We start from the raw sequence: 12,918 nt of genomic DNA on the forward strand, positions 1-12,918 counted from the left end.
AGGGAGAGGGCCGGGGTGAGGGTAAAAATTACAGCTTCGCAAACACGCGGCGTGCCGCATCGATGGTCCGCTGAATATCTTCTTTGCTATGCGCCACGGACATAAAGCCCGCTTCAAACGCTGACGGCGCAAGGTAGACACCTTCTTCCAGCATCAGGTGGAAGAAGCGCTTAAAGCGCTCCACGTCGCACGCAACCACGTCTTTATAGCTGGTGACGGTTTCGGCATCGGTAAAGAACAGGCCGAACATGCCGCCGACGTTATTCACCACCAGCGGGATGTTTTCTGCTTTCGCCGCATTCAACAGGCCGTTAGCCAGCATTTCCGTCAGCTCGGTCAGGGTTTGATGAACGCCGGGCTGAGACACTTCTGTCAGGCAGGCGTAGCCCGCTGCCATCGCAATAGGGTTACCGGAGAGCGTGCCTGCCTGGTAAACCGGGCCGGTTGGTGCCAGTGCGTCCATGATTTCACGACGGCCACCGAAGGCACCGACCGGCATCCCGCCGCCGATGATTTTGCCGAGGCAGGTCAGGTCTGGCTCGACGTCGTAGTAAGACTGAGCGCCCGCCAGCGCCACACGGAAGCCGGTCATCACTTCGTCAATGATCAGCAGTGCGCCAAATTCGTCGCACAGCGCGCGCAGGCCCGGTAGGAAGTCCGCATGCGGAGGAATACAGTTCATGTTGCCCGCGACGGGTTCAACGATGATACAGGCCACGTCCTGAGGATATTGCTCGAAGGCTTCGCGCACGGAAGCCAAATCGTTATAGGTGCAGGTCAGGGTGTGCTTAGCAAAGTCTGCCGGCACGCCCGGAGAGTTAGGCTGGCCGAGCGTCAGAGCGCCGGATCCGGCTTTCACCAGCAGGCAATCTGCGTGGCCGTGGTAGCAGCCTTCGAACTTGATGATTTTATCCCGGCCGGTGTAGCCGCGAGCCAGGCGGATAGCGCTCATGGTGGCTTCGGTGCCGGAGTTCACCATACGAACCATGTCCATGGTGGGCACCAGTTCACAAACCAGCTCCGCCATTTTCACTTCCATTTCGGTTGGCGCGCCAAAGCTCAGGCCGTGCTCAACGGCTTCGATAACCGCATTGCGGATCGCTGGATGGTTGTGGCCGAGCACCATTGGGCCCCATGAGCCAACGTAATCGATATAGGCTTTACCGTCTGCGTCATACAGGTAAGCCCCGTCCGCACGCTCGATAAACAGAGGCACTCCGCCTACGCCGGTAAAGGCGCGTACTGGAGAGTTAACGCCGCCGGGAATGACCTGGCGGGCTGCGGCGTACAGGTTTTCAGACTTACTCATGAATCGGCTCCTGATTCGTGGAAATGGTGACAGCGGGCTATTCTATGTGAAACCTGCCCCGCGTTGAAATATTTGCCCAAATCAAACGTTACGGTTTATTAGCTAATTTAATAAGACGAAGGTCTTTTCTGTGGGTAAAATGCCCGCCTTATTTGTATGACTAAACGGTTAGAACCCATGAATTTAGCCCATAACTCTCTCGATCAGGCGCAAAGCGTCCAACAGCGTCGCGGGGCTATTCTGCGTCGCCTGATTGGCCAGGATAAAATGCCGCTAATGATTTTGCTGATGGCCGCGGTGGTTGGCACGCTGGCGGGCCTGGTCGGCGTGGCGTTTGAGAAGTCGGTTAACTGGGTGCTTCAGCACCGCATCGGTATGCTGGCGCAGGTCGCGGACAGCGCCTGGCTGGTGTGGCCGCTGGCGTTTATCAGCTCGGCGCTGCTGGCGATGGTGGGCTATTTTCTGGTACGCCGCTTTGCGCCCGAAGCCGGTGGGTCGGGCATTCCTGAAATCGAAGGGGCGCTGGAAGACTTACGGCCAGTGCGCTGGTGGCGCGTGATCCCGGTGAAATTCATCGGCGGGATGGGTACGCTCGGCGCGGGAATGGTGCTGGGGCGCGAAGGGCCGACCGTGCAGCTTGGTGGTAACATCGGGCGAATGGTGACGGACATCTTCCGCATGAAAAGTGCGGAAGCCCGTCATTCGCTGCTGGCAACCGGCGCTGCTGCCGGGCTGTCTGCGGCATTTAATGCGCCGCTGGCCGGGATCCTGTTTATCATCGAAGAGATGCGCACCCAGTTCCGCTATAACCTGATTTCGATAAAAGCGGTATTTATCGGCGTGATTATGTCGAGCATCGTGTTCCGGATCTTTAATACCGAAACCACGGTGATTCAGGTAGGCAAACTGGCGGACGCGCCGGTCAATACACTCTGGCTGTATCTGATCCTCGGCATGATTTTTGGCATTGTCGGCGTGGTGTTTAACCGGCTGGTGATCGGCGCTCAGGATATGTTCCAGCGCATTCACGGCGGCAACATAAAGAAGTGGGTGCTGATCGGCGGGCTTATTGGCGGGCTTTGCGGCGTACTGGGGCTTATTCAGCAGGCGGCGTCCGGCGGCGGGTTTAGCCTTATCCCGATTGCGGCCGTGGGGAATTACACCATCGGCATGCTGTTGTTCCTGTTTGTGGCTCGCGTGATAACCACCTTGCTCTGTTTCTCCTCCGGCGCACCGGGCGGTATTTTTGCCCCGATGCTGGCGCTGGGCACGCTGCTTGGCACCGCGTTTGGCACGGCTTGTGCCGCCTGGTTCCCGACCTATCATCTTGATATGGGCACTTTTGCGATTGCGGGAATGGGGGCGTTACTCGCCGCCTCACTGCGTGCGCCGCTCACCGCTATCGTGCTGGTGCTTGAGATGACGGATAATTACCAGCTCATTTTGCCAATGATTATCACCTGCCTCGGGGCGACACTGTTGGCACAATTTTTGGGCGGGAAACCGCTATACTCGGTGATTCTGGCAAGAACTCTGGCAAAACAAGAAGCTGAGAAAGCGCGAGCGGGCGAGCAGGCTTCCGCCGGGCAGAATACTTGAACGAATTACTCGGGTATTAGATAATGCCGCAAAAGTGCGGGTTGTTTTCTGCCCGACTTGTTAATTGTTGGGAGCAAAAAATGAGTGATGACGTAGTAGCGCTGCCGCTGCAGTTTACCGAAGCCGCAGCCAATAAAGTGAAAAGTCTGATTGCAGACGAAGAGAACCCGAATCTGAAACTTCGCGTCTATATCACCGGTGGTGGTTGCAGCGGCTTCCAGTATGGCTTTACCTTTGACGACCAGATCAACGACGGCGACATGACCATCGAGAAACAGGGTGTTGCTCTGGTTGTGGATCCAATGAGCCTGCAATATCTGGTCGGTGGCGCGGTGGATTACAGCGAAGGCCTGGAAGGCTCCCGCTTCGTGGTGACTAACCCGAACGCGAAAAGCACCTGCGGGTGTGGTTCCTCCTTCAGCATCTGATAAGTTGCTGAAACAAAAAGCCGCGTATCAAACGCGGCTTTTTTTATCGCTATTGTCGGTCTGTTAGCGCAAAGGTCGGCAGTTTCAGGTGCCAGCGGATGGCCGCGAGGCGGATCGCCAGCGTAACCACCATGCCAATCATGCTGGCCTGCTCAAGCGGGACGTTAAAGGTGTGGTACGCCGTCGCGTGAACAATACCGCCGATAATGCAGGCTGTGGCGTAAATCTCGGTGCGCAGAATCATCGGCACTTCACGGGCCAGTACGTCACGAATAATCCCGCCGCCTACGCCGGTCACCACGCCCATGCAAATCGCCACTAGCGGGCTGGCATCGGCCAGAAATGCTTTATTGACGCCGATGCCAACAAATACCGCCAGGCCGACGGCATCCAGCACGGGAAGCACCCACTTAGGCAGACGTCGCGGCTGGCGTACCAGGACTATCGTCAACATACAGGTCACCATGGCGACCACAAGGTCCGTGGGATCTTTCACCCAGAATACCGGGCCGTTGGCTAATGCCATATCGCGGATTGTTCCCCCGCCTACCGCGGTAACTACCCCGAGCACTAGCACGCCAAAGGGATCCATCCGCAGTTTCCCGGCCAACAAAACGCCGGAAATAGCGAACACGGCGGTACCGACAATATCCAGCCAATAGACCAGCATTTATGACCCTCAGAGCATGACGTTAAGCTTTCGCCAGCTCTTCGCAGAGCTGTTTTGCGGCGAAGATAATACGCGGGCCCGAGCGAGTAAACCAGTCATCATTCACGGCAATAACCGGAACTTTCAACTGATTACTCCAGAACTGCTGTACCGACGGAATATTGCTCGCATCGCCCGAAATAATAATAGCCTGTGGCTGGCGCGTCAGAACCTGTTCGCGACTGACCTGCGGCCAGGGAACCCGGCTGTCGGCAAAAATATTGCGCCCACCGCAAAGCTCAACCACTTCGTTCTGAATGGAATCTTTGCTGGTAGTAAACAGTGGCTGCTGGCTGAACTGCAGGAACACTTTTTTGCTTTGGCTATGGCCGTAGCGAGCTTTTAGCGCGGCGAACTCGCTGGAGAGTGTGTCAGCCGCTTTGATTGCCTTTTCGGGCGTGGGGCTTAGCGGCGCGAGCTGGCGCAGCGCTGCCTCAACGTCGGCTACGCTTTTAGGATCGAGCCAGATGACCTTAATGCCCAGCGAAACCAGTTGGTTCACCTGCCTGTCCGGATTACCCCCGCGCCAGGCGAGTACTGCGTCCGGTTTGAGGGCAACGATGCGCTCGAAGTTCACGCCCTGCCAGTTGGCTAACTGTTCAATCTGCTTTGCCTGAGGTGGGTAATCAGAGTAAGCACTCACCGCAATAGGGGTAATACCGGCTGCGAAGGCCAGTTCGGTATTAGCGGGAGAGAGGGAGATAACCCGAGGCGCCGCAAACAGCAGCGCCGGGAGGCAAAGAAGCAGGGCGGTCGCCCCGCGCCAAAAGGTGAACTTAGCCACGAGCCAGGTGCTGAACCAGTTTTTCCACCATCAGAGTGGATTGCTTGGCGGCGACGGCCAGGAACTCTTCGAAGCTCAGGTGGGACTGCTGATCGGCCACGTCGGAGATGGCGCGAACCACCACAAACGGCGTGTTGAAGTTATGGCAAACGTGGCCGATGGCCGTCGCTTCCATTTCTACCGCCACGGCCTGTGGGAAGTTGTGGCGAATTTTTGCCAGTGCCACGGAGCCGTTAATAAACGCATCGCCGCTGACGATCAGGCCGCGGACTGCGTGCAGATCCAGCTCTTTAATGCAGGTTTCTGCTGCCTCAATAAGCTTTTTATCGGCAATGAAAGCCGCCGGGCAGCCCGCCATCTGGCCATATTCGTAACCGAAAGCAGTGACGTCAGCATCGTGATAGCGCACTTCGTCGGATACCACGATATCGCCCACTTTCAGTGTCGGTGCCAGGCCGCCTGCGGAACCGGTATTGATGATCACGTCTGGCTTGCAGTGTTCCAGCAGCAGCGTAGCACCCATGGCCGCAGAAACTTTGCCGATGCCGGACTTCAGCAGTGCCACTTCAACGCCGTTTAGCGTCCCGGTATAAATTTCGCAACCGGCGATGCTCAGAGTGTGACGGTTTTCGATTTTGTCACGCAGCAGCGTAACTTCTTCTTCCATTGCACCAATAATGCCTGCTTTCATAGAGATACTCGCTAATGTGGTGGAACATGACTCAATTTTCGGGGCATAGTCTATCATGGCAAACAGTCTCCTTATCAACGGAACAGGAGTGGGCATGAGCGAAATAGACTTCCGCAAAAAAATTAACTGGCACCGACGCTTCCGCTCGCCCGAAGGAGAGAAGAGCGAACTTGAGATCCTGCGTATTTTCGAAAGCGATCGCGGCAGGATCATTAATTCTCCCGCAATCCGCCGTCTGCAGCAGAAAACCCAGGTTTTCCCGCTTGAGCGTAATGCTGCCGTGCGCACCCGTCTTACCCATTCGCTGGAGGTGCAGCAGGTCGGGCGCTACATTGCCAAAGAGATCCTCAGCCGCCTAAAAGAGCAGAAGGCGCTGGAGAAATATGGACTCGATGAGCTAACCGGCCCGTTTGAAAGCATAGTGGAAATGGCCTGCCTGATGCATGACATCGGCAATCCGCCATTCGGCCATTTTGGCGAGTCGGCAATTAACGACTGGTTCCGTCAGCGCCTGCAGCCGAAAGATAGCGGCGGGCAGCCACGGAGTGACGATCGCTGCAAGGTGGATGCCCTCCGGCTGCGTGAAGGCGAAGAAGGATTAAATACTCTACGCGGCAAAGTTCGCCAGGACTTGTGCCATTTTGAAGGCAATGCGCAAGGCATCCGGCTGGTACACAGCCTGCTACGTATGAACCTGACCTGGGCGCAGGTCGGCTGCATTCTCAAATACACCCGTCCGGCCTGGTTTGCCCAAAAGCCGCCAGCAAGCCACGCTTATTTGATGAAGAAGCCGGGCTTTTATTTATCGGAAGAAGGATACATCGAGCGCCTGCGCAAAGAGTTGAACCTGGGCGAGTACAGCCGTTTTCCGCTGACCTGGATCATGGAGGCTGCAGACGATATCTCTTACTGCGTGGCGGATCTCGAAGATGCTGTGGAAAAACGTATTTTCAGCGTCGAGCAGCTTTATCAGCATCTGACCGAGTCCTGGGGCGAGCAGAAGAAAGGCGATCTCTTTGAGCTGGTAGTCAAAGATGCCTGGGAGAAATCCCGCACCAACCAAATGCGCCGCAGTGCGGAAGATCAGTTCTTCATGTACCTGCGCGTCAATACACTAAACAAACTGGCACCGTATGCCGCCCAGCGTTTTATCGACAATTTGCCTGAGATTTATTCCGGCGAGTTCAATCATGCGCTGCTGGAGGACGACAGCCCGTATGCCCGATTGCTGGAGCTTTACAAGCAGGTCGCTGTGCGTCAGGTCTTCAGCCACCCGGATATTGAGCAACTGGAGCTGCAGGGCTACCGGGTTATCAGCGGTTTACTGGATATTTACAGTCCCTTACTCGCACTTTCAACGGAGGACTTTACTGAGTTGGTGAGTAAGGAAAGCCTGCGTCGTCTGCCGATTGAATCAAGACTTTTCCGCAAACTTTCAACTAAACATAGGCTTGCTTATGTGGAAGCCGTCAGCGCTTTGCACCCGGCAAGCCTTGATTTTTCCGTGTGGGAATACTATTTCCGTGCAAGGCTTATTCAGGATTACATCAGTGGAATGACCGATTTATATGCCTGGGATGAGTATCGACGCCTGATGGCGGTGGAGTGAGTTCTATTGGGAGTTTTGTAAAGATGAACAATAAATTTTTACTTTTTCCATGCACTTAAGCGCTGAACTTCGCGCGTAAACTTCACTCTGAATGGTGTACCAACACAGCAATTTTGCGTTATTTGAAAGTTGAGATGATTCCATGAAAAAAACCACGTTAGCAATGAGTGCGCTGGCTCTTAGTCTGGGTTTGGCGCTGAGTCCGATGTCTGCCTCCGCCGCTGAGACGGCCTCTTCCGCATCTGCTGCGCAGCCGCTGCCAAGCCTTGCGCCGATGCTGGAGCAGGTGATGCCTTCAGTGGTGAGTATCAACGTTGAAGGGAGCACAACGGTAAATACTCCGCGTATGGGGCGTAATTTCCAGCAATTCTTCGGCGATAACTCACCGTTCTGCCAGGACGGTTCTCCGTTCCAAAGTTCACCTTTCTGCCAGGGCGGTGGCGCTCAGGGCGGCGGTGACGGCAGCAGCCAGCAGCAGAAGTTTATGGCCCTGGGTTCTGGGGTAATTATTGATGCTGCGAAAGGCTATGTCGTCACGAATAACCACGTAGTGGATAACGCCACTGTGATTAAAGTTCAGCTGAGCGATGGCCGTAAGTTTGACGCCAAAGTGGTGGGTAAAGACCCACGCTCCGATATCGCGCTTATTCAGCTGCAGGATCCTAAAAACCTGACGGCGATTAAAATTGCCGACTCCGACGCGCTGCGCGTGGGGGATTACACCGTAGCCATTGGTAACCCGTATGGCCTGGGTGAAACCGTGACCTCCGGTATCGTTTCTGCACTGGGCCGTAGCGGCCTGAATGTTGAAAACTACGAGAACTTTATCCAGACCGATGCGGCGATCAACCGCGGTAACTCCGGTGGGGCGCTGGTTAACCTGAACGGCGAGCTGATCGGTATCAACACTGCGATTCTGGCCCCGGACGGCGGTAACATCGGTATCGGCTTTGCTATCCCGAGCAACATGGTGAAAAACCTGACTGCTCAGATGGTCCAGTATGGCCAGGTTCGCCGCGGCGAGCTGGGGATTATGGGCACTGAGCTGAACTCCGAGCTGGCGAAAGCGATGAAAGTTGACGCTCAGCGTGGCGCGTTTGTCAGCCAGGTCATGCCGAACTCTTCCGCAGCTAAAGCAGGGATCAAAGCAGGGGATGTGATCACCACGCTGAACGGCAAGGCGATCAGTAGCTTTGCCGCGCTGCGCGCAGAAGTTGGTTCCATGCCGGTGGGCAGCAAAATCTCGCTGGGCCTGCTGCGTGATGGCAAGCCAGTCACGGTGAACCTGGAGCTGCAGCAAAGCACTCAGAATCAGGTTGATGCCGCCACTATCTTCACCGGTATTGAAGGTGCGGAGATGAGCAACCGCGGCGGTAAAGACCAGAAAGGCGTGCAGGTCACCAGCGTGAAGCCAAATACCCCGGCCGCGCGTATTGGCCTGAAAAAAGGTGACATTATTGTCGGCGTGAACCAGCAGGCGGTGAACAATATCGCTGAGCTGCGTAAAGTGATGGACAGCAAGCCGTCGGTGATGGCGCTGAGCATTCAACGTGGTGATGCGCAGATTTACCTGCTGATGCAGTAATCTTCGTGTAGAACTGAAAAGGGCCGCTTTCGCGGCCCTTTTTTATGGATTTCTGAACTACTTATTGCGGGTCAGTTTTTCCAGATCGGACTCAATTTCGCTGATCTTGTTGGTTACCACGGATTCGAGGTGACGCAGATCGTCGAGGATCTTACGCTTTAGATCGACTTCGGTGCGATCGCGCTGGCAAAGCTGATCGAGTTCATCGATGACATAGCGCAGGTTGGGGCTGATCTCCTGCACTTCTTTGTAGCCCTGGCCTACACCATCGGCCACCACGGTTTTGCGCTGGCGTGGGTATTTAAACTTCACGCTTTTGGCAAAAAACTCGCCCTTATCCTTCTGGAAATAGACTTTCAGGATATCGTTGTTGGCTTCCTGCCGGAGGCTGTAACGATCGATTTCATCAGGATTGGTAATACCCAGACTTTTTAAATTATCGTACATAAGCGGTACCCTTCAATATCAATAACCATTAGAGAATTAACGGAAAATTCCTTTTCCGCTAGTGCCAGATGCAAAAAAGGCGGGATAACCCGCCTTTTGGTGCAAAAAACTTAGTCGATGGTACGCAGCAGTTCGTTGATGCCCACTTTACCGCGGGTTTTGGCGTCAACTTTCTTCACGATTACCGCGCAGTACAGGCTGTAAGAGCCGTCTTTAGAAGGCAGGTTGCCGGAAACGACAACGGAGCCTGCTGGCACGCGGCCATAGTGGACTTCACCGGTTTCACGGTCATAGATACGGGTGCTTTGGCCGATGTAAACGCCCATGGAGATCACGGAACCTTCTTCAACGATAACGCCTTCAACCACTTCGGAACGTGCGCCGATGAAGCAGTTGTCTTCGATGATGGTTGGGTTGGCCTGCAGTGGTTCCAGTACGCCACCGATGCCAACGCCGCCGGACAGGTGAACGTTTTTACCGATCTGCGCGCAAGAACCTACGGTAGCCCAGGTGTCGACCATTGTGCCTTCATCAACATAAGCACCGATATTGACGTAGGAAGGCATCAGCACGGTGTTACGTGCGATGAACGCGCCCTGGCGGACTGCCGCTGGTGGCACAACGCGGAAGCCTTCTTTCTGGAAACGCGCTTCGTCGTAGTCGGCGAATTTCATCGGAACTTTATCAAAATAGCGGCTTTCAGCGCCTTCGATTACTTTGTTGTCGTTAATGCGGAAAGAAAGCAGTACGGCCTTCTTCAGCCACTGGTGGGTGACCCACTGGCCATCAATTTTTTCAGCAACGCGCAGCGCACCGCTGTCGAGCAGGGCAATCACCTGATTTACCGCTTCGCGGGTCACGGTATCAACATTTGCCGGGGTGATCTCGGCGCGACGCTCGAAAGCGGTTTCGATTACATTTTGTAGCTGCTGCATGATGAACATTTCCTGATTGTGACTTACCTTTCAACTTTTGGGCGACAATCAACTTGACTGTCGCTCTCGGGCTAAAAAGGTAAAAAATAAAAGACCGTTATTTATCGTTTGGATTAAGGGCCGCTGTCAACCGTTGCTGCACTTCCTGCTGGAGCACATTATTAAGTGCACGCCGGTCCGCGGTGGCGATTATAAATAAATCTTCTACTCGCTCACCAATTGTCGTAATTCTCGCCCCGTAGAGCGAAATACCGAGATCGGCGAACACTTCGCCCACCCTGGCCAAAAGACCTGGTTGATCGAGTGCAATCAGCTCAAGGAATGTTCGCCTGTCGGTGTGCGTTGGCAGGAAGTTGACTTCGGTATCGACGGTAAAGTGACGCAGTTTTGCCGACTGGCGACGCGGCTGTGGTGGCTGCCAGGTCGTCTGGGTGATTGCCTGCTCGAGACTGTGGCGAATAATATTGTGCCGATCAATGGACAGCGGGCTGCCGTCGGGCTCGAGCACGATAAAGGTGTCCATCGCCATGCCGTCACGGGTCGTGAAGATCTGCGCGTCGTGAACGCTGAGGTTACGGCGGTCGAGTTCGGCGCAGACGGCGGCAAACAGATAAGGCCTGTCCGGGCTCCAGATAAAGATCTCAGTGCCACCGCGCGTTGCCTGCGGGCTAAGCAGGATCATCGGCTGACTAAGATCGTGCTTGAGCAAATGCCGGGCATGCCACGCAATCTGGTTTGGCGTATGGCGAACAAAGTAGTTCGCCCGGCAGCGCGCCCAGATGTGATGCAGGGCTTCCTCATTAATGTTGTCCATCCGCAGCAGCGCAAGCGCCTGAAGCTGGTGGTGGCGAACGCGTTCGCGCATATCCGGGCTGTTCTGCATCCCGCGGCGCAGCTGTTTCTCGGTGGCGAAGTACAGCTCACGCAGCAGGCTTTGCTTCCAGCTGTTCCAAAGCGTTTCGTTGGTCGCACAGATATCTGCCACCGTCAGGCAGACCAGATAACGCAGGCGGTTTTCGGTCTGAACCTCTTCGGCAAATTGTTTAATGACTTCAGGATCCTGAATATCACGGCGCTGGGCGGTGACGGACATCAGCAGATGCTGGCGGACCAGCCACGCAACCAACTGAGTTTCCCGGGAGTTCAGGCCATGAAGCTCGGCAAATTTCAGTACATCCTGCGCGCCCAGCACGGAATGATCGCCGCCTCGCCCTTTGGCGATATCGTGGAAGAGGGCGGCAATTAAAATCAGCTCAGGATGGGAAAGACGCGGCCAGAGATCGACGCACAGCGGATGCTTCGATCGAGTTTCTTCTTTCGCGAAGCTTTCCAGCTTTTGCAGGACGCGAATAGTGTGTTCATCCACAGTGTAGGCGTGGAACAGGTCGAACTGCATCTGGCCGACAATATGCGACCACTGCGGCATATAGGCCCACAGCACGCTATGGCGATGCATTGGCACCAGCGCACGGCTGACTGCCCCAGGGTGGCGCAGCATTACCAGAAACAGCTCGCGCGCTTCCGGAATGTAGCAGAGCGGCTGGGTCAGGTGACGGCGGGCGTGACGAAGGTGGCGCAGCGTTGTGGAGTAAATGCCGGTGATGTCGCGGTTACGCACCATCATGTAAAACATGCGCAGAATAGCCTGCGGCTCGCGCATAAACAGGGTTTCATCCCGCAGATCGATAAGCGTGCCGCGCAGTTGGAAGTCATCATCCAGCGGGCGCGGTTTTTCGCTGGCGTCCAGTGCCAGAATGGCTTCATCGAACAGCTGCAGAAGCATCTGGTTCAGCTCGCCCACGCGACGGGTGACACGATAGAAGTCCTTCATCATGTGTTCAACCGGCTCGTTGCCTTCGCCGCTGTAGTGCAGGCGCTGGGCCACGCTAAGCTGGCGGTCAAACAGCAGCCGGTTGTCGTAGCGATTGACTTCCAGGTGCAGGGCGAAGCGAATGCGCCACAGCAAATGTTGGCATTCATCCAGCTCTTTGCGCTCGGCTTCGGTCAGGAAGCCAAAATCCACCATTTCGCCCATGGAGGTGGCGCCGAAGTGGCGGCGGGCAACCCACTGCAGCGTGTGAATGTCACGCAGGCCGCCGGGGCTGCTTTTGATGTCCGGCTCAAGGTTGTAGCTGGTGCCGTGATAGCGCTGGTGGCGCTCGTTTTGCTCTTCGACTTTGGCGGCAAAGAACTTTGCCGACGGCCAGAAACCTTCGCTGAAAATGTGTTTCTGGAGCTCAAGGAACAGGGCGACATCGCCAATTAACAAGCGAGATTCGATGAGGTTAGTGGCCACCGTCAGGTCTGATAAACCTTCCAGCAGGCATTCTTCCAGCGTACGTACGCTGTGACCGACTTCCAGCTTCACGTCCCAAAGCAGAGTCAGTAGCTCGCCGATTTTTTGCGCCTGGGCGTCGGTCAGCCGCTTGCGGCTCAGGATCAGCAGGTCGATATCCGACAGCGGGTGAAGCTCGGCACGACCATAGCCGCCCACGGCAACCAGCGCGGCTTCTGGCACATCGGCAAAGCCGTAGGCAATCCACAGCCGCTGAAGCAGCTGATCGATAAACTCGGTACGGGCTTCAATCAGCCGTTCAGCGGAAACGCCGCTATCGAAAGCTTTACCCAGCCATTTCTGGAAGGTATCTAAGTGCGACTTGATGTCTGCGCAGTTAAGTTCGGCTTCCTGCCAGCTGTTTGGATAGTCCGGCTGGCCGGCGATCTCGGGTTCGGTGGTGTTGGCAAACTGCTCTGGCAAAGCTGGACTCATTGTGCGCTACCCATAAAAAAAGCCGGCTCAGGGCCGGCTTAGATTGCTGACT

Annotated in this window: 11 protein-coding genes; 4 read left to right on the plus strand and 7 right to left on the minus strand. The window is 55.5% G+C overall.

Annotated elements, in window-relative coordinates; all coding sequences use genetic code 11:
• Positions 1-28 precede the first annotated feature (28 nt).
• A complete protein-coding gene (hemL, locus tag LH23_RS09080) occupies positions 29-1,309 on the minus strand; it encodes a glutamate-1-semialdehyde 2,1-aminomutase (RefSeq protein WP_039290388.1) in 1,281 nt (426 codons plus the stop codon).
• 177 nt (positions 1,310-1,486) lie between these two features.
• Between hemL and clcA the strand changes: the two genes are divergently transcribed.
• A complete protein-coding gene (clcA, locus tag LH23_RS09085; protein ID WP_039290391.1) occupies positions 1,487-2,908 on the plus strand; it encodes a H(+)/Cl(-) exchange transporter ClcA in 1,422 nt (473 codons plus the stop codon).
• An 80-nt stretch (positions 2,909-2,988) separates the two neighbouring features.
• Entirely contained in the window at positions 2,989-3,336 is a 348-nt protein-coding gene (erpA, locus tag LH23_RS09090) for an iron-sulfur cluster insertion protein ErpA (RefSeq protein ID WP_008456903.1), read from the plus strand.
• A 49-nt stretch (positions 3,337-3,385) separates the two neighbouring features.
• On the opposite strand, the gene LH23_RS09095 is transcribed toward erpA, so the two are convergent.
• Genes LH23_RS09095 through mtnN form a run of 3 tightly spaced genes read right to left on the minus strand, consistent with a single transcriptional unit; the run spans position 3,386 to position 5,520 of the window.
• A complete protein-coding gene (locus LH23_RS09095; protein WP_039290393.1) occupies positions 3,386-4,006 on the minus strand; it encodes a TRIC cation channel family protein in 621 nt (206 codons plus the stop codon).
• A gap of 22 nt (positions 4,007-4,028) precedes the next feature.
• Positions 4,029-4,829 (minus strand): vitamin B12 ABC transporter substrate-binding protein BtuF, encoded by an 801-nt coding sequence (btuF, locus tag LH23_RS09100; RefSeq protein WP_039290397.1) that lies wholly within the window; start codon positions 4,827-4,829, stop codon positions 4,029-4,031.
• Complete coding sequence (gene mtnN, locus LH23_RS09105; RefSeq protein WP_039296490.1) at positions 4,822-5,520, minus strand: 5'-methylthioadenosine/S-adenosylhomocysteine nucleosidase; 699 nt, start codon at positions 5,518-5,520, stop codon at positions 4,822-4,824. Before mtnN ends, btuF begins: the two co-directional genes overlap by 8 nt.
• Before the next feature lie 94 nt (positions 5,521-5,614).
• Here mtnN and dgt point away from each other — a divergent pair, with 94 nt between their 5' ends.
• Together dgt and degP are read left to right on the plus strand one after the other, a co-directional pair.
• The gene (dgt, locus tag LH23_RS09110; RefSeq protein ID WP_039290399.1) at positions 5,615-7,129 is read left to right on the plus strand and encodes a dGTPase; all 1,515 of its coding nucleotides are present in this window, start codon (positions 5,615-5,617) and stop codon (positions 7,127-7,129) included.
• A 142-nt stretch (positions 7,130-7,271) separates the two neighbouring features.
• Entirely contained in the window at positions 7,272-8,714 is a 1,443-nt protein-coding gene (degP, locus tag LH23_RS09115) for a serine endoprotease DegP (RefSeq protein ID WP_039290401.1), read from the plus strand.
• Between the two features lie 57 nt (positions 8,715-8,771).
• Here the strand turns inward: degP and LH23_RS09120 are convergent, their stop codons facing one another.
• The 3 genes from LH23_RS09120 to glnD all read right to left on the minus strand — a co-directional run bounded on the left by LH23_RS09120 (position 8,772) and on the right by glnD (position 12,866).
• A complete protein-coding gene (locus LH23_RS09120; RefSeq protein WP_008456913.1) occupies positions 8,772-9,161 on the minus strand; it encodes a DUF3461 family protein in 390 nt (129 codons plus the stop codon).
• A 110-nt stretch (positions 9,162-9,271) separates the two neighbouring features.
• Complete coding sequence (gene dapD, locus LH23_RS09125) at positions 9,272-10,096, minus strand: 2,3,4,5-tetrahydropyridine-2,6-dicarboxylate N-succinyltransferase (RefSeq protein ID WP_008456915.1); 825 nt, start codon at positions 10,094-10,096, stop codon at positions 9,272-9,274.
• Positions 10,097-10,193: 97 nt separating this feature from the next.
• Positions 10,194-12,866 (minus strand): bifunctional uridylyltransferase/uridylyl-removing protein GlnD, encoded by a 2,673-nt coding sequence (gene glnD, locus LH23_RS09130; protein WP_039290405.1) that lies wholly within the window; start codon positions 12,864-12,866, stop codon positions 10,194-10,196.
• Between the last annotated feature and the right edge of the window lie 52 nt (positions 12,867-12,918).

It is taken from the genome of Cedecea neteri (assembly GCF_000758305.1).
Classification (GTDB): domain Bacteria; phylum Pseudomonadota; class Gammaproteobacteria; order Enterobacterales; family Enterobacteriaceae; genus Cedecea; species Cedecea neteri_C.

Bases quoted from the DNA above. Each gene is read 5' to 3' on its own strand.
- hemL (WP_039290388.1), bottom strand. From the start codon at position 1,309: ATGAGTAAGTCTGAAAACCTGTACGCCGCAGCCCGCCAGGTCATTCCC.
- degP (WP_039290401.1), top strand. From the start codon at position 7,272: ATGAAAAAAACCACGTTAGCAATGAGTGCGCTGGCTCTTAGTCTGGGT.
- glnD (WP_039290405.1), bottom strand. From the start codon at position 12,866: ATGAGTCCAGCTTTGCCAGAGCAGTTTGCCAACACCACCGAACCCGAG.
- mtnN (WP_039296490.1), bottom strand. From the start codon at position 5,520: ATGAAAGCAGGCATTATTGGTGCAATGGAAGAAGAAGTTACGCTGCTG.
- dapD (WP_008456915.1), bottom strand. From the start codon at position 10,096: ATGCAGCAGCTACAAAATGTAATCGAAACCGCTTTCGAGCGTCGCGCC.
- LH23_RS09120 (WP_008456913.1), bottom strand. From the start codon at position 9,161: ATGTACGATAATTTAAAAAGTCTGGGTATTACCAATCCTGATGAAATC.
- LH23_RS09095 (WP_039290393.1), bottom strand. From the start codon at position 4,006: ATGCTGGTCTATTGGCTGGATATTGTCGGTACCGCCGTGTTCGCTATT.
- dgt (WP_039290399.1), top strand. From the start codon at position 5,615: ATGAGCGAAATAGACTTCCGCAAAAAAATTAACTGGCACCGACGCTTC.
- erpA (WP_008456903.1), top strand. From the start codon at position 2,989: ATGAGTGATGACGTAGTAGCGCTGCCGCTGCAGTTTACCGAAGCCGCA.
- clcA (WP_039290391.1), top strand. From the start codon at position 1,487: ATGAATTTAGCCCATAACTCTCTCGATCAGGCGCAAAGCGTCCAACAG.